Source organism: Burkholderia sp. 22088, assembly GCF_052045915.1.
In the GTDB taxonomy this organism is placed as follows: domain Bacteria; phylum Pseudomonadota; class Gammaproteobacteria; order Burkholderiales; family Burkholderiaceae; genus Burkholderia; species Burkholderia cepacia.
The window spans coordinates 480,537-502,396 of record NZ_JBQEPY010000004.1; the positions used below are offsets into that span (position 1 = coordinate 480,537).

The 21,860-nt window shown below is 61.5% G+C and carries 17 protein-coding genes and 1 pseudogene; 3 read left to right on the plus strand and 15 right to left on the minus strand.

Going from position 1 to position 21,860, the window contains the following annotated elements:
• Positions 1–34: 34 nt before the first annotated feature.
• The 5 genes from pyrR to ACTJLD_RS10670 form a co-directional block, all read right to left on the minus strand.
• Positions 35–547 carry a bifunctional pyr operon transcriptional regulator/uracil phosphoribosyltransferase PyrR gene (gene pyrR / locus ACTJLD_RS10650; RefSeq protein WP_059695976.1) on the minus strand — a complete coding sequence of 171 codons (513 nt, stop codon included), beginning with the start codon at positions 545–547 and terminating at the stop codon, positions 35–37.
• Positions 534–983 (minus strand): Holliday junction resolvase RuvX, encoded by a 450-nt coding sequence (gene ruvX / locus ACTJLD_RS10655; RefSeq protein ID WP_027788201.1) that lies wholly within the window; start codon positions 981–983, stop codon positions 534–536. Before ruvX ends, pyrR begins: the two co-directional genes overlap by 14 nt.
• Positions 980–1,558 (minus strand): YqgE/AlgH family protein, encoded by a 579-nt coding sequence (locus ACTJLD_RS10660; protein ID WP_027788202.1) that lies wholly within the window; start codon positions 1,556–1,558, stop codon positions 980–982. The genes ruvX and ACTJLD_RS10660 overlap by 4 nt, the downstream gene beginning before the upstream one ends.
• A 194-nt stretch (positions 1,559–1,752) precedes the next feature.
• Positions 1,753–3,054, minus strand: coding sequence for a hypothetical protein (locus ACTJLD_RS10665; protein WP_124839573.1), 1,302 nt, complete (start codon positions 3,052–3,054; stop codon positions 1,753–1,755).
• A 103-nt stretch (positions 3,055–3,157) separates the two neighbouring features.
• A complete protein-coding gene (locus tag ACTJLD_RS10670) occupies positions 3,158–3,328 on the minus strand; it encodes a rubredoxin (protein WP_004186709.1) in 171 nt (56 codons plus the stop codon).
• Between the two features lie 254 nt (positions 3,329–3,582).
• On the opposite strand from ACTJLD_RS10670, the gene ACTJLD_RS10675 reads away from it, so the two are divergent.
• On the plus strand, positions 3,583–4,449 hold the full coding sequence (locus ACTJLD_RS10675; protein WP_027788204.1) for a hydroxymethylpyrimidine/phosphomethylpyrimidine kinase: 867 nt from the start codon (positions 3,583–3,585) through the stop codon (positions 4,447–4,449).
• Between the two features lie 187 nt (positions 4,450–4,636).
• On the opposite strand, the gene groL is transcribed toward ACTJLD_RS10675, so the two are convergent.
• The 3 genes from groL to ACTJLD_RS10690 form a co-directional block, all read right to left on the minus strand.
• The gene (groL, locus tag ACTJLD_RS10680; RefSeq protein ID WP_021163332.1) at positions 4,637–6,277 is read right to left on the minus strand and encodes a chaperonin GroEL; all 1,641 of its coding nucleotides are present in this window, start codon (positions 6,275–6,277) and stop codon (positions 4,637–4,639) included.
• Between the two features lie 46 nt (positions 6,278–6,323).
• Entirely contained in the window at positions 6,324–6,617 is a 294-nt protein-coding gene (gene groES / locus ACTJLD_RS10685) for a co-chaperone GroES (protein ID WP_011351136.1), read from the minus strand.
• Between the two features lie 659 nt (positions 6,618–7,276).
• Complete coding sequence (locus ACTJLD_RS10690; RefSeq protein ID WP_440658677.1) at positions 7,277–8,047, minus strand: response regulator transcription factor; 771 nt, start codon at positions 8,045–8,047, stop codon at positions 7,277–7,279.
• A 542-nt stretch (positions 8,048–8,589) separates the two neighbouring features.
• Here ACTJLD_RS10690 and ACTJLD_RS10695 point away from each other — a divergent pair.
• The gene (locus ACTJLD_RS10695) at positions 8,590–9,273 is read left to right on the plus strand and encodes a GntR family transcriptional regulator (protein WP_049098221.1); all 684 of its coding nucleotides are present in this window, start codon (positions 8,590–8,592) and stop codon (positions 9,271–9,273) included.
• Positions 9,274–9,688: 415 nt separating this feature from the next.
• Here ACTJLD_RS10695 and ACTJLD_RS10700 read toward each other — a convergent pair whose 3' ends face one another.
• The 4 genes and pseudogenes from ACTJLD_RS10700 to ACTJLD_RS10715 all read right to left on the minus strand — a co-directional run bounded on the left by ACTJLD_RS10700 (position 9,689) and on the right by ACTJLD_RS10715 (position 17,275).
• Entirely contained in the window at positions 9,689–10,504 is an 816-nt protein-coding gene (locus ACTJLD_RS10700; protein ID WP_060084006.1) for an EAL domain-containing protein, read from the minus strand.
• 82 nt (positions 10,505–10,586) lie between these two features.
• Positions 10,587–16,121, minus strand: a complete 5,535-nt coding sequence (locus ACTJLD_RS10705; protein ID WP_440658687.1) for a YadA family autotransporter adhesin — start codon at positions 16,119–16,121, stop codon at positions 10,587–10,589.
• A 117-nt stretch (positions 16,122–16,238) separates the two neighbouring features.
• Positions 16,239–16,361 (minus strand): annotated as a pseudogene (locus tag ACTJLD_RS10710) (ESPR domain-containing protein); the annotation flags it as partial.
• 605 nt (positions 16,362–16,966) lie between these two features.
• Complete coding sequence (locus tag ACTJLD_RS10715; protein ID WP_226152138.1) at positions 16,967–17,275, minus strand: H-NS histone family protein; 309 nt, start codon at positions 17,273–17,275, stop codon at positions 16,967–16,969.
• Positions 17,276–17,637: 362 nt separating this feature from the next.
• Here ACTJLD_RS10715 and ACTJLD_RS10720 point away from each other — a divergent pair, with 362 nt between their 5' ends.
• The gene (locus ACTJLD_RS10720; RefSeq protein ID WP_440658679.1) at positions 17,638–18,348 is read left to right on the plus strand and encodes a response regulator transcription factor; all 711 of its coding nucleotides are present in this window, start codon (positions 17,638–17,640) and stop codon (positions 18,346–18,348) included.
• Between the two features lie 232 nt (positions 18,349–18,580).
• Here the strand turns inward: ACTJLD_RS10720 and ACTJLD_RS10725 are convergent, their stop codons facing one another.
• The 3 genes from ACTJLD_RS10725 to ACTJLD_RS10735 form a co-directional block, all read right to left on the minus strand.
• Positions 18,581–18,754, minus strand: a complete 174-nt coding sequence (locus tag ACTJLD_RS10725; RefSeq protein ID WP_155633678.1) for a hypothetical protein — start codon at positions 18,752–18,754, stop codon at positions 18,581–18,583.
• Positions 18,755–19,068: 314 nt separating this feature from the next.
• Entirely contained in the window at positions 19,069–19,191 is a 123-nt protein-coding gene (locus ACTJLD_RS10730; RefSeq protein ID WP_257943103.1) for a hypothetical protein, read from the minus strand.
• A 606-nt stretch (positions 19,192–19,797) separates the two neighbouring features.
• The gene (locus ACTJLD_RS10735) at positions 19,798–21,354 is read right to left on the minus strand and encodes a tetratricopeptide repeat protein (RefSeq protein WP_440658680.1); all 1,557 of its coding nucleotides are present in this window, start codon (positions 21,352–21,354) and stop codon (positions 19,798–19,800) included.
• Positions 21,355–21,860: the final 506 nt, after the last annotated feature.

Sequence of the window (21,860 nt, forward strand, 5' to 3'; positions counted from 1 at the left end):
AAACCAGCGGCCCGGGATACGGTTCGCGTGCCGCTCAGGCGCCGTGCGCCTCGACGCGTAGCGTGAACTGCGCGTCGTCGCGCGCGAGCACGAGCGTCGCGCCGGCCGGCACGTCCAGCGTGCCGCCCGCGAAGCGCGCGGCGACCGGCAGCTCGCGGCCGCCGCGATCGGCGAGCACCGCGAGCTCGACCGCGGCCGGACGGCCGTAGTCGAACAGCTCGTTGAGCGCCGCGCGCACGGTGCGCCCGGTATACAACACGTCGTCGACGAGCACGATGCGCGCGCCGTCGATTTCGAACGGGAGCGACGTCGGGCTGGCCTGGCTGTGCAGCCCCTTTTTCGCGTAATCGTCGCGGTGCAGCGCGACGTTCACGACGCCGAACGCCGGCGCGCCGAGATCGCGCGCGAGGCGCTCGGCGAGCCATGCGCCGCCGCTGTGAATGCCGGCGAGCCGCGGGCCGCCCGGTTCGGCGAAAGCCGTGCCGTACGCGGCGCGGATCTGGTCGAGCAGGACGCGGTAAAGCGCCTCGGCGTCAATGGTGCTCATGGTCGGACAATTGATCGAGATACTGTTGAAGGATGACGCGCGCGGCTTCGGCATCGAGCATCTCGGCCCGGGCACGGCCGCGCACGTTGCGCTCGCGCAGCCCGGCCTCGGCCTCGACCGACGAATAACGCTCGTCGACCCAGGTGACGGGCAGCCCGAAGCGGCCGTTCAGCTGGTTGCCGAAGCGCTTCGCCTGCTGCGTCATGTCGTGCGGCGTGCCGTCCGGATGCATCGGCAGGCCGACGACGAGCGCGTCCGGCCGCCATTCGGCCAGCAGGTCGCCGACCGCCTTGAAGCGGTGTTCGCGGTTCAGGTTCTGGATCACGACGAGCGCACGGGCCGAGCGCGTCAGCGCATTGCCGATCGCGACGCCGATACGTTTTTCGCCGTAGTCGAACGCGAGCAGCGTCGCATCGCGCGCGCTCGCGCCACTCATGCGTGCCCTGCTTCGCCGGACAGCATCGACGAACTGACGCCGAGCAGGCCGAGCGCGGCTTCGAAGCGCTCTTCGGCCGGCGTGTCGAACACGATGCGCGGATCGGCGGCAACCGTCAGCCAGCCGTTGCGGGAAATTTCTTCCTCGAGCTGCCCGGCCCCCCAGCCCGCATGCCCGAGCGTCAGCAGGAAGCGTTTCGGGCCGTTGCCCGTCGCGACCGCCTCGAGCACGTCCTTCGACGTGGTCATCTCCAGCCCGCCCTCGACGGACATCGACGAGTTGTAGCTCGCGCCCTCCACCGGTTCATGCAGCACGAAACCGCGCTCGGTCTGGACCGGGCCGCCGAAATACACCGGGATGTGCAGCAGCGGCTCGATGTCGAGCTTCAGGTCGATGCGGTTGAACAGCGATTCGAGGTCGATGTCGGTAGGACGATTGATGACGAGGCCGAGCGCACCGCGCTCGCTGTGATCGCAAAGATAGACCACCGTTCCTGAAAACGTCGGATCCGCCATGTTCGGCATGGCGATCAGGAACTGGTTGGTGAGATTGATGCGATCGGAAGGCTTTGACATGGTTTGAATTTTAGCAAAGACGCCGCGGCCTGACCGGGCCGCGATCAACAAGCAACGCCGCGCCGCGCTGGCAACGGCGCGCGCGGATCACACGGCACTCTAACACGCGCGCGGGCGCTGTCGGCAGCGTGTTGCAGGCCCGCGCGGCAAGGGCCACCGCCGCGTGTTCGCCCCCTTGCTCGTCCCCCTGTTCGTCAGGCCCGGCCGAGCGCCGCGCCGAGCGCGCCGGACGCCGCGGTGAGGTCCGGCGGCGCCACGCCGGCGGCGATCTTCAGCAGCGCCGCGCGCAGCATGTCGGACGCGTGGCCGTGCGCATCGAGGCCGCCGTCGGCGAGCGGCACGCCGTGCGCCGCACGCCGCCACGCCAGGCCCAGCGTGTCGGCCAGGAGCGCCGCATGGCCGAGCCCGAGCGCGCATGCGGCCGTACCGACCCGGTAGGCAGCGCCGGACGCGTGCCATGCGGCCCCCGCGTCGGCCGCGGCCGGATCGGCAGCGAGGTCGGCCATCGACGCATCGGCCGTCTGCAGGAAATCCTCATAAGCATGCGCATTGACCGTCACGACACCGAGCGCGCGGGTCGGCGCGGCGGCAACCGCATCGTGCTCGGCCCGGGCGGCATCGGCCTCCCACAGCGCCTCCGATGCGGGCGTGCCGGCGACGTGCCAGTCGACCGTCAGCCCGTAGTCGTGCAGCACGTCGACGAGTGCGACATCCTCGGCTGCGGCGCCGAACAGCGCGAAATCGCGCCACAGCAGCGCCACCGTCTCGCGCACGAGTTCCGGCGGCGCACTGCGCCGGCCCTGCGCGTGCTCGCCTAGCAGCAAATTCGTCCGCGCGAGAAAGCGCTTCAGCTCCGGCGCGCCGCTGGCGCGCAGCGCGCGCACGCACGCGGCCGCGAGCCGCCAGAAATCGTAGGGATCGTCGCCCGCCAGCACGGCCATCATCGCGTCGAGTTCGGCGAGTGCCGCATCGGGCGCGCCGTGTCCCGCGCGCAGCACGCCAAGCAGCGCCTGTTCGTAGCGGGCACGAATCCGGGTCGCAAACGCATCGGGCAACGCGCGCAGCGTGGCCGGCGGCACCGCACGGCCGACGAGCGCGAGCGCGTCGAGCGGCGCGCTCGCGCGCAGGTCGGCGGCGCTTTGCGCGCGCAAGGCACGGAAATGTTCGAAGAGAACGGGCGAGCAGGCGAGCTCGCGCAGGTTGTGGCGGCCGACGGCCGCGCGGAAATCGCGCAGCGCGGCCCGCCAGCCGGCCGAAGTCGGCTCGACGGCGACGAGCGGCACGGCGGCCGACAACTGCCCCGCGAATCGCGCGGCCGGCAGCCAGCCGGCTTCCGCCAGCACGGCCGCCGCGGCGGACAGCGGCGCGGCTGCGTCGTCGCGACGCTCGAATGCGTCGGCAGCCGCCGCAAGCCACGCGTCGGCCGCGCGCACGGCCCCGCCGCGCGGGTTGGGCAATGCGTCAGGGTGGGGAACGTTCGCCGGTTCGGGCCTCATGCACACGCGCGCCTGTCATCGTCAAGTCGCTCGCGCAGGCCTCGGCGCGCGAGCGCCGGACCGATGCGAGGCCTGAGCGGTGTGCCGTGGGCCGAGGGTCCGGTCAGATCTGGACCATCTCGAAGTCTTCCTTGCGGGCGCCGCATTCAGGACACGTCCAGTTGATCGGGACGTCTTCCCAGCGCGTGCCCGGGGCAATGCCCTCTTCGGGCAGCCCGGCTTCTTCGTCATAAATCCAGCCACAAATCAGGCACATCCAGCTCTTGTATTCCATCTTAAGCCGCGTCGGGAAAGTCGGTAAATTCGGGAGCCATGATGGTACCGTGTCGGGGCCGGACTGCCTAGCAATCGCGCTGGAGTACGGCGACTACGTTGCGCTGCGCTAAAAAATCCGTCGTGCGGGCCGGATTCCGCCGCATAATGGCTGAAAAGTGCGGCCTGCCGGGCAACACAGGGCCGAAAACGCCCATTTCGCCTCGCCGTCCGCATGTCCGTCGCTTTCCCGTTTTTCTCTTGCCCCATTTTTACATGTCCAGCAACGCCCCTCCGATCGTCCTCACCTTCGGCCTGTCCGATCCCACCGGCGGCTCCGGCCTCCAAGCCGATCTGATGACCCTGGCGAGCATGGGCTGTCACGGCGTGTCCGTCCTGACGGGCTACACGGTGCGCGACTCGGCCGCCTGCGACGAAGTCACCGGCCTCGATCCCGACGTGGTCGCCGCCCAGGCCCGCATGCTGCTCGAAGACATGCCGGTTGCCGCGTTCAAGATCGGCGCGGCGACGCGTGCGGAAGTCGTGAGCGCGATCGCCGAGGTCGTCGCCGACTACGACGGCGTGCCGCTCGTGCTCGCGCCGGACTTCACGCTCGACGACGAACACGTGCTCGCCGCCGACGACCTGCGCGAATCGATCGCCGACCTGCTCGCGCCGCAAACCACGCTGCTGGTTGCCGACTACGCGACGCTGATCGCGCTCGCGCAACCGGACGGCGACGCCGAGGCGCCGAATCTCGACGCAGCCGTGTCGCACCTGCTGTCGCAGGGCTGCGAGTACATCCTGTCGTCCGAGACCGGCTCGCATCGGCTCGTCAACACGCTGTACGGCGAAGAAGGCCAGTTGCGCGAGGACATGTGGGATCGTTCGCCGCATCGGCTGATGGGCATCACCGACACGCTGGGCGCGGCCATCGCGGCACTGCTCGCGAACGGCCAGGAGCCGCCCGAAGCGGTTCGTGAAGCGCAGGAATACCTGTACCAGGCCGTGCGTGACGCGTTCCGGCCCGGCATGGGCGCGTATTTGCCCGACCGGTTCTTCTGGGCGCGCAGCAATGAAGACGCGGATACCCCGCCGGCGGTGAAGGTCGACCCGGTGCCGAGGACGTCGCACCGGCATTGAGCCGAACACGGCGGGCACGTCCCGCCGTCGCGGCGAACTCGCGGCGCCATCCTTGCCGCACCCGGCCGTCCCGCACCCGCCGCCGATTCAACGGCACCAATAAAAAAAGACCCGCATCGCTGCGGGTCTTTTCTTTTGGCTGGAACGCGCATCGCTGCGCGCTCCGGACACCATCGACCGAAGTCGATTACATGTCCATGCCCATGCCGCCCATGCCGCCCGGCATGCCGCCCGGCATCGGTGCGTCTTCCTTCGGCAGTTCGGCAACAGCTGCGTCCGTCGTCAGCAGCAGGCCTGCAACCGAAGCTGCGTTCTGCAGTGCGGTACGCGTGACCTTGGTCGGGTCGACGACGCCGGCTTCGACCATGTCGACGTACTCGCCCGTCGCTGCGTTGTAGCCGTAGTTGCCCGTACCTGCAGCAACTGCCGCCACCACGACGCTGGCTTCTTCGCCGCCGTTCGTGACGATCTGGCGCAGCGGCTCTTCCATTGCGCGCAGCACGATCTTGATGCCGGCGTTCTGGTCGGCGTTCGCGCCGGTCAGGCCTGCGATCGCGGTGCGAGCGCGGATCAGCGCAACGCCGCCACCTGCCACGATGCCTTCTTCCACAGCTGCGCGCGTTGCGTGCAGTGCGTCTTCGACACGTGCCTTCTTTTCCTTCATTTCGACTTCGGTCGCTGCGCCGACCTTGATCACTGCAACACCGCCGGCCAGCTTGGCCACGCGCTCTTGCAGCTTTTCACGGTCGTAGTCCGACGTCGCTTCTTCGATTTGCGCGCGCACTTGCTTCACGCGTGCTTCGATGTTCACGGCTTCGCCTGCGCCGTCGATGATCGTCGTGTTTTCCTTGCCCACTTCGATGCGCTTCGCCTGGCCCAGTTCTGCCAGCGTTGCCTTCTCGAGCGTCAGGCCGGTTTCTTCGGCGATCACTTGGCCGCCCGTCAGGATCGCGATGTCTTCCAGCATCGCCTTGCGACGATCGCCGAAGCCAGGCGCCTTGACCGCAACGGTCTTCAGGATGCCGCGGATGTTGTTCACGACCAGCGTTGCGAGCGCTTCGCCTTCGATGTCTTCCGCGATGATCAGCAGCGGACGGCCAGCCTTCGCGACTTGCTCGAGCACCGGCAGCAGATCACGGATGTTCGACACCTTCTTGTCGTGCAGCAGCACGAACGGGTTGTCGAGGACGGCGACTTGCTTTTCCGGGTTGTTGATGAAGTACGGCGACAGGTAACCACGGTCGAACTGCATGCCTTCGACGACGTCGAGTTCGTCGGCCAGCGACTTGCCGTCTTCGACGGTGATGACGCCTTCCTTGCCGACCTTGTCCATCGCTTCAGCGATGCGATCGCCGATCGACGTGTCGCTATTCGCCGAGATCGAGCCGACCTGTGCGATTTCCTTGTTCGTCGTGCACGGCTTGCTGATCTTCTTCAGCTCGTCGACAGCCGCTGCGACTGCCTTGTCGATGCCGCGCTTCAGGTCCATCGGGTTCATGCCCGATGCGACGTACTTCATGCCTTCGCGAACGATCGATTGCGCGAGGACGGTTGCCGTCGTCGTGCCGTCGCCTGCGTTGTCGCTGGTCTTGGAAGCAACTTCCTTGACCATTTGCGCGCCCATGTTCTGGAGCTTGTCCTTCAGCTCGATTTCCTTCGCGACCGACACACCGTCCTTGGTGACCGTCGGGCCGCCGAAGCTGCGCTCGAGCACCACGTTGCGGCCCTTCGGACCCAGCGTGACCTTGACTGCGTTGGCGAGAATGTTCACGCCTTCGACCATCTTCGAACGGGCGGAATCGCCGAATACGACGTCTTTAGCTGCCATCTTCTAACTCCTTGAATTCTTGGGAATATGTACCGTCGGTGGACGCTTACTTGGCGTTGACCACGGCCATGATGTCTTCTTCGCGCATGACCAGCAGTTCGTTGCCGTCGACCTTCACGGTCTGGCCTGCGTACTTGCCGAACAGGACGCGATCGCCGACCTTCACGTCGAGCGCGATCGGGGCGCCCTTGTCGTCACGCTTGCCCGGGCCGACCGCCAGGACTTCGCCCTGGTCCGGCTTTTCAGCAGCGGCGTCGGGGATCACGATGCCCGAGGCGGTCTTGGTTTCCTGATCCAGGCGCTTGACGATCACGCGATCGTGCAAAGGACGAAGGTTCATATTCACTCCTCTCTTGACTGAGATTGAAGAACGCTTAGGGAATCTGCCCGGCTTATCGCCCGGCAGAGAATTGTTAGCACTCTCGTGCAGCGAGTGCTAATTATATGGACGGGTTTTGACAAATTCAAGAAGGGGGATTGACGGTTTTTTTCGGGCCGGCGAAGCCCGCTCGACCTCGAACGTTGCTCACCCGAACGTGAACCCGGGACAACCTCGACGAACCAGGAACACCCCCGATATGTCCTGCAAAAACAATAGCTTGGACATAAACCCGGGCGACAGCCCGAGAAACCGGGAAGACGCCGCGCGCCACTTGCTCGATCCGTCCCCACCGGAAAACCGCACGGCCACGATCCCTCAGGGATATCCCGCGTATCCGGGCAAACCCAGGCAAATTATATGGGGTACGGATACCCCACTGCGCTTGCGGGGAGGAAGCACTGCCCCGCATTCGTCCCTTCTGGACAAGAGAAGTTCATCATCTTGCTGCGCCATGGCTGGCGCACGGAATCGCACAGGACCCGGACGACCTGCCCGTCGACACGTCATGCATCGGATCCACGAAATCGCTGGCGCGAAGCGGGCTGCCCGCGCGATAACCGCCGAGAGCAGCCCGGATCACCTTCACACAATTAGACGGACGAATCTCCCGGAATTGTCTAAACCAGCGCGGAAGCAGGGCTCTCGGCAATCGCACGCTGCGGGACCGGGCCGCGGGCCGCAAAATTCTCCGCCATCGAAAAGTCGTCGACCATATCGAGCCGGTAGCCATGCGTATACACGGCACTCAATTGAAGCCCGTTTTCCGGACGAAGCGCCAATTTTTGTCGAAGTCGATAGATATGCGTGTCGAGGCTCCGCGATGTTCCATCGAGCGCTCGCCCCCACGCCAGCGTCGACAAGGAATCCCGGGAAAGCACGCTCCCGATGTTGGTGAACAGGAAATTTGCCAGCGCAAATTCCTTTGCCGTCAAGTCGATGATCTTTCCGTGCACGGCGATTGTGCGCGCCAGCGGGTTCAACACATACGCTCCGACCTCGACCCTGCTGTCGGGTTTCTTGTTGCGGCCATTTCGACGCAACAGCGCGTTGACGCGAGCGGCCAACTCGATCTCGCGGAACGGCTTGCCGATGTACTCGTCGGCTCCTGCGTCCAGCGCGGCGGCAACATCTGCTTCAAGCGTTCTCGCGGCAAGGAACAAAACGACCGGCTCATCTCCGACGTTGGCCCGAATCCAGTGCAGCAAATTCAGGCCGTTGGCATCTGGAATTCGCCAATCGAGCACGATGAGTTCGACCCTCTCCTTTTTCAGAAACTGAACAGCCCGTGTGCTATCGCACACCCGGAAAATTTCCTGACCCGACCCGTGCAGCGCCCTTTCAAGGGCCGACGCCTGATCGTGATCCCCTTCCACTAACAAGATACTCATAACACCCCCAGCCTTCGTCGACCCGAATGATTTTCATCGCACTCCAAATCGATCGCCTGAATACACAGGTCTGAACGTATGTTTTGTTTTTGATAATGCCGACCGATTGAAACCAACCTCATCTCACCCCTACATCAACCTCAAAATCCAGCGATACACGACCTTGCAACCTTGCCCGTCATCAACTTCTCCAAGTACCCGCTGTTCCGTGCCCAACACCAAAGAGCGGCGTCGACGATGCGGATTGGCAGACCGTTGCGAACCTGTCAGGCAAGCCGGCACCTGGATTGCCATTTCATGCCGGCCTCGATAGCGATCGACGCGTCGAGCAAACTCATCGCCCGCCCTGGCTTGAAATGGCGCATCCACATACCATGCCACTCAAATGTTACTGACATATCAGTAGGATATCGAGACACCTGCCAGAGATCAAAGGGGGGTAAACCCGTTCCTTGACCTTGCCCTTTTTAAGTCTCGAGTTGAAAACAAGGGGGGACCTGACTAATATGTTAGTGATATTCTTCAGGCAAACACTTAGGCAAATGAACGGACTGACTGGCAGTACCCTGGCCGAACAAGCCCACGATAAACTCGAGGAACTCATCGTCACGCTGGAGCTTGCACCCGGCAGCGTCTGGTCCGAGGCCTCTCTCGCAGAAAAGCTGAATACCGGGAGAACGCCGGTTCGCGAGGCCGCGCAACGACTGGCTGCGTCGCATCTCCTTCAGATCGTTCCACGACACGGCATCATGATCACCGTCCCGAACATTCATGATCAGTTGCTCGTACTTGAAACGCGCCGTGAACTCCAACGCCTCATCGCGCAACGCGCTGCACGGCGGTCATTGCCAGAGGAGCGCGAACAGATCCGCGAAATCGCCAAAAAACTCGACGCGGCAGGCGAATCTCGAGACGTCGTCGCCTACTTGAGATGCGTCTATGCGATCAATCAACTCATCGCGCAGTTTTCACGGAATCGGTTCGCCGCCGAGGCCATCGCACCGTTACATGCCCTGTCGCGACGCTTTTACTTCATGTATCACAAGCAGCTGGATGATTTGCCGTCGGCGAGCCTGCAGCACACGAGAGTCGCGCGAGCAGTCGCTGCCGGTGACGAGCAGGAAGCCGGACGCTCATCCGATTTGATGATGGACTATATCGACGCATTCACGCGAGATTGCTTTACTCGCGACTTTGAACCGCATCACTCACGCGTATCGGCCTGATCGTACTTTTCGGTTTCGATTCGCGATATCGACTCAAGGTTGCGGCCTGTCCTTTCATGCGTCACATGGCACGTTCGATCCCGCGCCTTCGATGAATCGAGCCTGCGCCTGTGCCCGGCAAATAATGCGCACGCTCGCTCGTAAGCATGCCGGTTTTGACGCGACAGCATCATCCCCTGAAGGCATCGCGTGGACACCCCGCCCATGTCGACCCGTCACGGAGTGCCACACTCGTCACGCCCCTGCCAAGCCGCGGTCAATCGGATCCTGGCGATCCACAAGCGCCAGCTCCGCTGACGCTCGGTCGCGACTTGAGAAGCACGCCATGGAAACAACGAGTCGCCCTCGACATATACGAGAAGGAATCGTTGCATTCCGGCCATCCCCATTCACCCGGAACAACAACGCCCTCGCTTCACCCCGGAATTCCGCATCGTTCGATCAATCGATCCACCTGCTCCTCTCGAACGGGTTCGGAGATGTAGTATCCCTGGCAATCAATCTGCATCATTTCTCTCAGCCACTCGAACTGAGCCCTGGTTTCGACACCCTCCACGACGACGTTCTTCTTCAAGCGGCTCCCAAGCTCGACGAGCGCTTCGACCATCGCTCTCGATTCGGCACTTTCATGAACGTCGCGCATGAAGGATCGATCCAGCTTGAGTGTATCGACAGCCAGGCCATGCAATTTGGTCAACGACCAGCACCCCGAACCAAAATCATCGATCGCAACGCTCGCCCCAAGATCTCGAATCGATGACACGGCCGCGGCAAGTGCCTCTATCGGGCCAGGATCGATGGACTCCGTCAGTTCAATCTGAAAATTCGCGGCACGGACGGCGTAGGAATCCAGAACGAGCGCCAGTCTTCTTGCCATTCCCGGCCGCGTGACTTCATGAGCGGGCAAATTGACGGACAGAGACAAATCGTCATAGCCGAGCGCAGCCCAACCGGCGAGCACGCGCGCGGACTCCTCGACCACATAATCAGTGAATCGGCATGTCAGATGCGAATCTTCGACGAGGTCAATGAACGCCGCCGGCATCAACACGCCGCGCTCCGGATGCTGCCAGCGTATCAATGACTCGAATCCGGACAACAATCCGGTCTGAAGGCGGAGCTTTGGCTGATAAACGAAAAAGAACTCCTTCCGCGCCAATCCACGCTCCGCGTCTTCGACAAGATCATCGGTATTGCAACGCACGGCCGCACCATCCACAGCGATCTCCAATGCACGCACTCGAAATTCCGGTGCCCGCCGATACGCCTTGCTCCCGCTCCGGGCTTTCAGTCGGCCGTGCGCGAACATGCAATTATTTCCACTGATACAGCATGCCGGCGCCGATCACCTTCTGACCGCCGCTGAAACCGCCGTTGATCGACGCCTTCAGGTTCTCGGTAATGCGCGCCTGCATGTTGACCGCCATCGCCTTCTGGCCGAGGAAGGTCGACGTGCCCACACCCATCCCGAAGTTGGCGTCGCGATCGAGCTGCGGGATCGACGCCATCGCGCCGACGGCCGCGATACCCTGCTTCGCCATCTGGTCGGTCTGCTGCAGTTGCGAACCCAGCGAGTTGATCTGCGCCTGCTGGCCCGACAGTGCCGTCGACAGCGTCGTCTGCACCTGCGTCAGCTGGTTCACGTTCACCGCGTCGGTGCCTTGCGTACCCGGCGCGACGTTCGTGATCTGACGCTGCTGCGTGTCGCTGCCGACCGACACCACGTTCGAGCGACCGCCGTCGTTCGAATTCGCGCCGATTGCCACCGAGTTCGAGCCGGCAGTGACGGTTGGTTTGTCGGAGCCGGTGCCGTTCATGTCGGCGGCGATGCCGCCGGTGTTCGTCGTGTTCGTCGTCATCAACGTGGAAAGCTGACTCAACTGGTTGTTGATGTTCGTCACGCCAGTCGACAGCGAGGCCACGCTGTTGTTCGTCGTGCTCAGGCCGGTGGACAGGGAACTGAGACCGGCCGCCGTCGATGTCGACAGCGCGTTGATCGCGGTTGAGGTCGAGGTGGACAGCGCAGACACGTTGCTATTGGTCGAGCTCAGGCCCGTCGACAGCGAGTTGATACCCGTCGACAGCGATGCGACGTTCGTCGCGGTCGACGTCGACAGGTTGTTGACCGCTTGGTTCGTCGCGTTCAACTGGCTGCCGTTGATCGCGTCCGTGCTGGTGGCCGACACCTGGCCGGCAGCGACGTTCGTGATCTGGCGTTCCGCGCCCGGCGCACCGACGCTCAGAACGCCCACCGGACTGGTGCCGGCGACCGAGTACGTGACGCCGCCGACCGTGACGCTCGACACCGCGACCGCATTGCCGGTGACCGCGTTCGCACCGAGCGCGATCGAGTTGGCAACGTTCGCGGTGGCATTCGAACCGAGCGCGAGTGCGTTGGTCGCGCTGGCCGTCGCGCCCGACCCGTAGGCTTGCGCGCCGATCGCGCTGGCCGTGGCCTGGTTGCCGAGTGCGATCGTGTTGTCCGCGGTGGCCTGGCTCGAGTTGCCGAGTGCGAGCGCGCTGTTGCCGGTTGCCGTGCTCGCGTTGCCGAGCGCCACTGCGCCGGTACCGGTCGCCGTGTCGTTCGCGCCCATCGCGACTGCGCCGGTGCCCGTCGCGACGCTCGGGTCGCCGATCGCGACCGCGCCGTCGCCGCTCGCGGTATTGCCGGAGCCGATCGACACGGCCTTGCCACCTGTTGCCGACGCGCTTTGACCGATCGCGACCGAGCCGTCCGATTGCGCGTTCGAGCCGTAGCCGACCGCGACGCTGCTCGCGCCCGCCGCGCTGGCGCCGACGCCGGCGGCCAACGAGTAGAGGCCCGTCGCGGCGCTGTTCGCGTAGTTCGCCCCTGGCGCACCGCCATCGTTAACGCTGAAGTAGTGCGTTTTCGCGGCTTCGATCGCGGTCGAGGTCGACGTGGACAGCGACGTCATCGAACTGTTGGTCGAACTGAGACCCGTGGACAAGGAGCCGATACCCGTCGACGTCGAGGTGGACAGCGACAGGATCGTGCTGTTCGTGCTGCTCAGGCCGGTGGACAGCGAGCCGATGCTGGTCGAAGTCGACGTGGACAGCGAAGAAATCGAGCTATTCGCGGACGACAGCCCCGTCGAGGTCGACGTGGACAACGAAGAAATCGAGCTGGTGGCCGACGACAAGCCGGTCGACGTCGAAGTCGACAGCGACGTGATCGAGCTATTCGCGGACGACAGACCCGTCGAGGTCGACGTGGACAGCGAAGATATCGAGCTGTTCGCCGACGACAGGCCCGTCGACGTCGAAGTCGACAGCGACGTGATCGAGCTGTTGGCCGATGACAGACCCGTCGAGGTCGAGGTCGACAACGAAGAGATTGAGCTATTCGCCGACGACAGCCCCGTCGACGTGGAAGTCGACAGCGACGATACCGAGCTATCCGTCGAGCTCAGGCCCGTCGACAGCGAGTTGATGCCCGTCGAGGTCGAGGTGGACAGCGAAGAAATCGAGCTGCTCGCCGTCGAAAGACCGGTCGATGTTGACGTCGACAGCGACGACACCGTGCTATCCGTTGAGCTCAGGCCGGTCGACAGCGAGCTGATGCCCGTCGAAGTCGAGGTGGACAGCGAAGAAATCGAGCTATTCGCGGACGACAGCCCCGTCGAAGTCGACGTGGACAGCGAAGATATCGAGCTGTTCGCCGACGACAGGCCCGTCGACGTCGAAGTCGACAGCGACGTGATCGAGCTGTTGGCCGATGACAAACCAGTCGAAGTCGACGTGGACAGCGAAGAGATCGAGCTGTTGGCCGACGACAAACCCGTCGACGTCGAGGTCGACAGCGACGACACCGAGCTATCGGTCGAACTCAGGCCCGTCGACAACGACGACACCGAGCTATCGGTCGAGCTCAGGCCCGTCGACAGCGAGCTGATGCCCGTCGAGGTCGACGTGGACAGCGAAGAAATCGAGCTATTCGCCGACGACAGCCCCGTCGACGTCGAAGTCGACAACGACGACACCGAGCTATCCGTCGAGCTCAGACCGGTCGACAGCGAGTTGATGCCCGTCGAGGTCGACGTGGACAGTGAGGAGATCGAGCTGTTGGCCGACGACAGACCGGTCGACGTCGAGGTCGACAGCGACGACACCGAGCTATCCGTCGAGCTCAGGCCCGTCGACAGCGAGTTGATGCCCGTCGAGGTCGACGTGGACAACGAAGAGATCGAGCTGTTCGCCGACGACAAACCCGTCGACGTGGAAGTCGACAGCGATGACACCGAGCTATTGGTCGAGCTCAGGCCCGTCGACAGCGAGCCGATGCCCGTCGAAGTCGACGTGGACAGCGAAGAAATCGAGCTGTTGGCCGACGACAAACCCGTCGACGTCGAGGTCGACAGCGACGACACCGTACTATCCGTCGAGCTCAAGCCCGTCGACAGCGAGTTAATGCCCGTCGAGGTCGACGTGGACAACGAAGAGATCGAGCTGTTCGCCGACGACAAACCCGTCGATGTGGAAGTCGACAGCGACGACACCGAGCTATCCGTCGAGCTCAGGCCCGTCGACAACGAGTTGATGCCCGTCGAGGTCGACGTGGACAACGAAGAGATCGAGCTGTTCGCCGACGACAAACCCGTCGATGTGGAAGTCGACAGCGACGACACCGAGCTATCCGTCGAGCTCAGGCCCGTCGACAACGAGTTGATGCCCGTCGAGGTCGACGTGGACAGCGAAGAAATCGAGCTGTTCGCCGTCGAAAGACCGGTCGACGTCGAGGTCGACAACGAGGAGATTGAGCTATTCGCCGACGACAAACCCGTCGACGTGGAAGTCGACAGCGACGACACCGAGCTATCCGTCGAGCTCAGGCCCGTCGACAGCGAGCCGATGCCCGTCGAAGTCGAGGTGGACAGCGAAGAAATCGAGCTGTTGGCCGTCGACAGACCGGTCGATGTTGACGTCGACAGCGACGACACCGAGCTATCCGTCGAGCTCAGGCCGGTCGACAACGAGTTGATGCCCGTCGAAGTCGAGGTGGACAGCGAAGAAATCGAGCTGTTGGCCGACGACAGACCGGTCGACGTCGAGGTCGACAGCGACGACACCGAGCTATCCGTCGAGCTCAGGCCCGTCGACAACGAGTTGATGCCCGTCGAGGTCGACGTGGACAGCGAAGAAATCGAGCTGTTGGCTGACGACAAACCCGTCGACGTCGAGGTCGACAGCGACGTGATCGAGCTGTTCGCGGACGACAGACCCGTCGAAGTCGAGGTCGACAACGAGGAGATTGAGCTATTCGCCGACGACAAACCCGTCGACGTGGAAGTCGACAGCGACGACACCGAGCTATCCGTCGAGCTCAGGCCCGTCGACAGCGAATTGATGCCCGTCGAGGTCGAGGTGGACAGCGAAGAAATCGAGCTGTTCGCCGTCGAAAGACCGGTCGACGTCGAGGTCGACAGCGACGTGATCGAGCTGTTCGCGGACGACAGACCCGTCGAAGTCGAGGTCGACAACGAGGAGATTGAGCTATTCGTCGACGACAGCCCCGTCGACGTGGAAGTCGACAGCGATGACACCGAGCTATCCGTCGAACTCAGGCCGGTCGACAGCGAGCCGATGCCCGTCGAAGTCGAGGTGGACAGCGAAGAAATCGAGCTGTTGGCCGACGACAAGCCAGTCGAGGTCGACGTGGACAACGAGGATATCGAACTGTTCGCCGACGACAGGCCCGTCGACGTCGAGGTCGACAGCGACGTGATCGAACTGTTCGCGGACGACAGACCCGTCGAAGTCGAGGTCGACAACGAGGAGATTGAGCTATTCGCCGACGACAGCCCCGTCGACGTGGAAGTCGACAGCGATGACACCGAGCTATCCGTCGAACTCAGGCCGGTCGACAGCGAGCCGATGCCCGTCGAAGTCGAGGTGGACAGCGAAGAAATCGAGCTGTTGGCCGACGACAAGCCAGTCGAGGTCGACGTGGACAACGAGGATATCGAACTGTTCGCCGACGACAGGCCTGTCGACGCCGAGGTCGACAGCGACGTGATCGAGCTGTTCGCGGACGACAGCCCCGTCGACGTCGAGGTCGACAGCGACGACACCGAGCTGTTGGTCGAGCTCAGGCCGGTCGACAGCGAGCTGATGCCCGTCGAGGTCGACGTGGACAACGAGGAGATCGAACTGTTCGCCGACGACAGGCCCGTCGACGCCGAGGTCGACAGCGACGTGATCGAGCTGTTCGCCGACGACAACCCCGTCGAAGTCGACGTCGACAGCGAAGAAATCGAGCTGGTGGCCGACGACAAGCCCGTCGACGTCGAAGTCGACAGCGACGACACCGTGCTATTAGCCGAATTCAGGCCAGTGGACAGCGAGCTGATGCCCGTCGAGGTCGACGTGGACAGCGAAGAAATCGAACTGGTGGCCGACGACAAGCCCGTCGACGCCGAGGTCGACAGCGACGTGATCGAGCTGTTCGCGGACGACAGCCCCGTCGAAGTCGACGTCGACAGCGAAGAAATCGAGCTGGTGGCCGACGACAAGCCGGTCGACGTCGAAGTCGACAGCGTAAACAGTTGGCCGCCGTTGACCGCGTCCCCGCTGCCGGCGGCAACGGTACCGTTCGCAAGGTTGATGATTTTATTGCTGGATACGTTGACGTTACTGCCATTCAGGATGATGCTTCCCGGTGCATACAGTTCGATCGACTGCCCCGGTATGGAGCCGGTGACGCTCGAACTTGGCGTCGTCGCGTTGTTGACAGTGATCCATGTGGTCGACGTGCTGGCGCCCGAATTGATTCCCGGCCCCCCTGAATAGCCGCCCATGAAAAGCACGTCGCTGCCGGTGGTACAGCCCATGTTGTAGCTGGTTGTCGGGCCCGTCGGAATGAGAGCAGCAGTCGATGCATTGCCACAAACGACAAATGCAGCGGCATACACGTCCGGCGACGCGAAGGATCCTCCCCCCAACAACACCACAGCAGTCAACGCCCCCACTACGGCGCTCGTCCCACCCGCCCTTCGCCCTTTCGCAGTTTCCGATGCGGCCACATAGGTGCCCGTCTTCTCGCACCAGACATTCTTGTAAATCTTGTTCATTTTGTTCTCCCTGTTGTACTGTCCGGCCGATCGGAATTCGCACCAAAAAACAGCGGCTCTTGTGAAAGAAACACAATTCCCCGCAGCCCCGCGGGGAGTTCATCGTGGGCGACTTTTATGCCTTTGCACCCAGCCCCCGTCCTTCGCCGGGCCGGCCGCTGCGGAAAATGTCGCGCAGTGTCATGTCGGCATAGCGCCATACGAGATGCCGAATGCTGATTTCATCTACTGCTGGCAAAAATATAAAAAGTGCTTGCAATCGAAACGACTACACCGACATTCAGCGACTCCCATTCCTCCGCTGCAGGCGCGTCAGTTCCATCGCGTGAAAATCATGAAAATTATTTCGATATGTTTTTAAACTAATTAATCTTTTTATCGAAAAACATCACCGAACACACAGCAACAGGAACAGTCGCCGCGCGCCTCACCCCGACAATTTATATTTACCCCTCACCGTCGACGCCAATACCCATCTTCATTAAAAGATGGATCGTGACCCAAACACTTCAGAGATTGACGGCCCTTCACACAATTACAATTGCCGACGCAACACCGGGAGACATGCACACGCGACCGTCGCTTCATCGGGAAAACCCGATTGCTCAATTCTCACGATCAAAATTGGATATCTCAAACTGCTTGCGATCCTTATCGCGAATCCACTCAGGCGCCCGCCCTACTCCTGACCACGTCGCTCCGCTGACCGGGTCGAAATAACGCGGCCGCCGTTTCGTCGCACGGCGCAGGATATCGGCCGTAAATATATCCTCAGGAGAAAATCCAAACTCACGGACGCAATATCTAATCTCGAGCAAAATCGCCTCAGCAGCCGCTCGCCGCTCTTCAGCAATTCGAGCCTCCAGATTCGCCCTTCTTTCCAAATACCGCCGATGAGACTCCAGGTTGCGCATTTATACAATTACATCTCGTAAAACATAAAAATAAGCACCGATCGAGTCGACAACACGAAAACACTCCACTACCTGAACTCGCACTCGCCCAACAATCCATATGAAACATGCTATATCGACGAGCAATAGCGATTGACAACATTTGTCACACATCAACCGCGCCCCAATATTCATTCTGTTCATAAAAGTTGACAAAAAGACCGCTCAAGAATGTCACTCTATTTCGCAAATCAATCCTGCCATTCGGCCATACAACGCCCAGACAAAATATTTCGATTAGCTTTCACTTAAATCTGAAAACACAAGCTGCCCCACGCACGAGGGTATGCACGGATTTAAGCAACACGAAAAAAATGGTTCCAATGAAAATTCTTACCGTTGACGACGAGCCAGCACAGGCTGCGTTTATCTGCGATGTCCTGATCGCAGAAAGGTTCGATGTCCGAAGCGCTACCCGCGGCGCAGAAGCCATACGCCTCCTCGAAACCGATACCTTCAACCTGATCGTGCTCGACTGGAACTTGCCGGATATTTCCGGGCTGGAAGTCCTTGCCTGGATTCGTGCGCGAGTCGGCAGAGACCTCCCCGTGTTGTTCCTGACGAATCGAGTGCGCGAGGAACAGCTTGTCGTTGCGCTTGATGCAGGCGCTGATGACTACATGGTCAAGCCTGTCCGGCGCCATGAGCTGATCGCAAGAGTCCGTGCACTCCTGCGGCGGGCCTATCCCGTGAACGCGACGCCGACATCGATCAACATCGGTCGTTACCGTCTGGATCTCGTGACCGAAACCGTGTTCCTGAGTGACGAGCCGATTAAACTGACATCGAGAGAATTCAACGTCGCCGTTGCGCTGTTTCAAAATTGTGGTCGCGCAATGCCTCGCGAAGCGCTGATCAAGTCGATATGGGGACGCCATAGCGACCACATCTCCAGGACGCTCGATACACACATCTATCGCGTGCGTTCCAAGCTGCGAATCACGCCCGAAAACGGTGTTCGACTTCGCGCTGTTTACAATCACGGGTACCGGTTGGAGTTGCTCGATTCCAGTCACAGGGACGATGGGGAGTAGCTGCTTCCTAGAGCGCTCACGACATTCGGCTCTGTGTGCCCGCCAGCGTCGTTACAGCAGCAACATATGCGGTTTGAGTTCAAGACAGGCGCAAAGACCGATGCTGAAGACGCCATACGTGATCGATGAATCCAGCTGCGAACCACACGCAACCGGGATCGACGACAATCTGCAGCGATCCCGGCGCTGTCGCGGCTCGTTCGGCTGCCCGGTGGGCACCGAGCGATTGCAGTCAGACAATCGCGTCGTCGCACTGACCGTCACGCAAGCCGACGGCTGGTTGCACGATACGGCGGTCGATATCGATCGTCGACGCACCCTTGACCATGACTTCCCGCTCTGCCGGTGCCGTCAACTTCCAGGCGAACGCCGTGACGCTCAGAACTCGATAAAGGGAATGTTGCATTTTCATCCTCACATCGGAAGCCACGAATCGCATCGATCACCCCCGAATATCACCGCATGAAGTCTCACTCTGTGCTGCACAAGGCCGGAACTTCGCTTCCGGCATCGGTACGTACGCAACCGGCACCAGAGACAGCGCGAGCCGCCGTTACCGAGCCTGCTCACGCGGCGGCGTGACGATCGACTTCGCCGAGCCTTGAATCAGTCGAGACGCAAGCGGCACAGGCTCACCATGTTTGGGGCGATCGGCAAGCCAGGCCACACAGACAGCCAGTGCGATCGCGCTTCCCCACAATGTCAACAGAACACGCATCTTCACTTCACCTTCGCGGGCTTTGCCACCTGCGCGATTTTTTCCTGCGGTGTCGGCGCCGTTTCCAGGACGATCACCAGTGCCACGACAAGTCCGCAGATCAGCAGACCGCACATGCCGAACATCGCTCTATTCATTTCAGCGCCACCACTGCATCGTTAGGCCGAATGCGCCGATCGACCCACACCGGGAAATCTGCGCACCTACGCTTGGACCGCGCCTGGAAGCGTCGACTCGATTCAAACGCCCGATGGTCGGCCGCACGATGCGTGATTGGGGCGGTCGCGTCGACCGTGGTAGCGTCGATCGCAATGAAGATGCCTTGGTCACGAGGTGGCGTACCGGTCACGAGCGCCCCGAGTCTCGACGGCTGACCGGACTTTTCGACGCTCCCTGAACGCATCCCCGGTGGAGGCACTCGTTGCCCCGGAAGAGGGGCGTCATAGACGCCCATGGGTGAGGCCGGATTTAATGCCACACCATATTTTTTATTAGCAATGCAAATAATCATACTCGCGAATTTTACTCCGCCAAAGACATCGAAACTTCAGTTGACTGGATCGGAATATCGAATATTCATGCGCTGCATCGAACGGTCACAACCGGCCAGCGGACACTCGACACGGTCGTCAGAAGCGCCTGGAAGCCGTAGTTCGGCACGATCCGGGAGCAGTTCCGATTGACCCGTTTGCCAACTACTCACGCCAATACACCTCACGCAACATTTGACTTCATCTCGTCGACAAAGCCGAGGCCGTGAGCTCCAATTCAGACAAGACGCGTTCGATTACGTCAGTCCAGTTTCCACGCGCGGTCTGGGTAAAGAGTCGCATGCCGGGATACCACGGACTGTCGTCGCGATTGCGCAACCAGCGCCAGCAGCCCGCGTACCGGTTCAGTAACCACACGCGCTTCCCCATGGCTGCGGCCAGGTGAGCGACCGCGGTATCAACGGAAATGACAAGATCCAGCGCGTCGATGAGGGCCGCTGTATCGGCAAAGTCCCTCACCTCGTGCATCCAGTCGACTACGTGTGGATACTTCTCGTGAGAAAGCTCTTTCGAAATGTCATCCGCCTTCTGCAAGCTGATCCAGTGCGCGTGAGGCCACGCAAGCAATGGCGCCATCGTATCCAGATCGATACTACGCCGGCGATCATCGGGCGTGCCCGAATGCCCTCCCGCCCAGACCACCCCGATGCGTGGCAAGGTGCGTGGCTGCAACTTCGCCACCTTCGATGACCATTTTCGCGACCGTCGCCGATTCGCGTACAAATAAGGCAGATCGGCGGGAATGTTGTCTACTTGCGTTCCGAAGGCCATCGGCAGCGACAGCAGCGGGCAATACCAGTCCCACTGAAGCGGGTCGAATGACTTGTCGTCGAGCAACGTCAGATTTGGCCACCGAGAGCAGAGCGAATCAGTCAGCAGCCGGCGCAGTGGTTTCGGGCATAAAAGGCCAACTGCAGTGAATTGCCGAAGCGCCATTTCGAGATATCGACAAAAATGCAACGTATCGCCCAATCCCTGCTCGGCCAGAACGAGCAGGCGGTTTTCGCCAGGCGGCAGCCCTTGCCCCTGCCACCGACTGATCGGCAAAGCCGGGTACTTCGCCCCGGGATACGAATCGCCCGCCAGCATGGTTACCCACCGGTGTTCGAAGTATGGCCAGGCCTCCCTATATTCACCGGCGCGAAGCAATGCATATCCAAGATTGCCGCAGGCTACGAGATTTTTGGGATCCAACTCGATTGCTCGACGATACGCACTGATCGCGAGGTCGGTCTCGCCCAACAGGCTGAGACACACGCCCATATAGCTATAGGCATCCGAACGTGCCGGATTTCGTTCAATCGTGCGTCGACAAATATCGATGCCGTCTTCCGGTTTTTCGTCCAGCACCAAAGCCAGACACAGGTTGTACAACAACTTCGAAGTGTCCAGATCCGGCTGGTGATCTTCGGCAAACGCCAGACCGCTTCGCGCACTTGCTGCCGCCTGCGAAAATGCCCTCAATCGTGTTTGCACCACGCTCAGGCTGTTGTAGAAGATGGCATTGGGAGACGCGTCAATAGCCCTCTTGAACCAGTCCTCTGCCTCCTCAGCCCTATCCTCGGCCTTACCCAACGAAAAAGCGATCAGCCCCCTCAGATGCAGGACATCACCACTTGAGGGGCATTCCTTCAGAACGTCCTCGACCAACCGAAGAGCGAGTTCAGGCTGGCCAGCGTTATAAGCGTCGATGGCCTTGTCGTAGCACAACTGGATATCTTCAAGATTCGATTCCACAGCAACTCCGATCAGCAGTCCACAGCAGTGAACGTTCCGCAGCGCAGTTCGGACCCGGAATATGGACGCTGGATATCCATTACCGCCTCAATGCCGATTTGCCGGTGTTGCATGGGCACGCGTCGAAGACCGGCGATTTCCGGGGGCCCTTCCAACGTCGACGTGTCAGTTTGAAAATTCAACCAGACCGCGAGCCGTCGTTGAACAAACGTTATCCAGAGATCGGTCGTGACCGGATGCCGTCCGAAAGCATCCTGCCCAGCAAAAAACCTCGATCAGAAAAAAGGCCAAGCGTGAGCTTGGCGTCAAATCCGAGGGGAAGTGCTCCGGTAACAGAGCATTGACGATGGTACGCGTCCGCACACGGCTAGATTTGAACGATTGTCACATCCAGAAAGAGGGAGGTATTTGCGGCCTTCGGCGATCACCGTCATCGGCCTGCGAGAACCGGTCATTGCGAACCATCGACTCAACGACGTAAGCGTGCCTCGTCCGGAAGCCTTGCT

Excerpts from the sequence above, each read along its gene's own strand:
- pyrR (WP_059695976.1), bottom strand. The coding sequence starts at position 547 with ATGAGCACCATTGACGCCGAGGCGCTTTACCGCGTCCTGCTCGACCAG.
- ruvX (WP_027788201.1), bottom strand. The coding sequence starts at position 983 with ATGAGTGGCGCGAGCGCGCGCGATGCGACGCTGCTCGCGTTCGACTAC.
- ACTJLD_RS10660 (WP_027788202.1), bottom strand. The coding sequence starts at position 1,558 with ATGTCAAAGCCTTCCGATCGCATCAATCTCACCAACCAGTTCCTGATC.
- ACTJLD_RS10665 (WP_124839573.1), bottom strand. The coding sequence starts at position 3,054 with ATGAGGCCCGAACCGGCGAACGTTCCCCACCCTGACGCATTGCCCAAC.
- ACTJLD_RS10670 (WP_004186709.1), bottom strand. The coding sequence starts at position 3,328 with ATGGAATACAAGAGCTGGATGTGCCTGATTTGTGGCTGGATTTATGAC.
- ACTJLD_RS10675 (WP_027788204.1), top strand. The coding sequence starts at position 3,583 with ATGTCCAGCAACGCCCCTCCGATCGTCCTCACCTTCGGCCTGTCCGAT.
- groL (WP_021163332.1), bottom strand. The coding sequence starts at position 6,277 with ATGGCAGCTAAAGACGTCGTATTCGGCGATTCCGCCCGTTCGAAGATG.
- groES (WP_011351136.1), bottom strand. The coding sequence starts at position 6,617 with ATGAACCTTCGTCCTTTGCACGATCGCGTGATCGTCAAGCGCCTGGAT.
- ACTJLD_RS10690 (WP_440658677.1), bottom strand. The coding sequence starts at position 8,047 with ATGAGTATCTTGTTAGTGGAAGGGGATCACGATCAGGCGTCGGCCCTT.
- ACTJLD_RS10695 (WP_049098221.1), top strand. The coding sequence starts at position 8,590 with ATGAACGGACTGACTGGCAGTACCCTGGCCGAACAAGCCCACGATAAA.
- ACTJLD_RS10705 (WP_440658687.1), bottom strand. The coding sequence starts at position 16,121 with ATGGGCTGTACCACCGGCAGCGACGTGCTTTTCATGGGCGGCTATTCA.
- ACTJLD_RS10715 (WP_226152138.1), bottom strand. The coding sequence starts at position 17,275 with ATGCGCAACCTGGAGTCTCATCGGCGGTATTTGGAAAGAAGGGCGAAT.
- ACTJLD_RS10720 (WP_440658679.1), top strand. The coding sequence starts at position 17,638 with ATGAAAATTCTTACCGTTGACGACGAGCCAGCACAGGCTGCGTTTATC.
- ACTJLD_RS10725 (WP_155633678.1), bottom strand. The coding sequence starts at position 18,754 with ATGCAACATTCCCTTTATCGAGTTCTGAGCGTCACGGCGTTCGCCTGG.
- ACTJLD_RS10730 (WP_257943103.1), bottom strand. The coding sequence starts at position 19,191 with ATGTTCGGCATGTGCGGTCTGCTGATCTGCGGACTTGTCGTGGCACTG.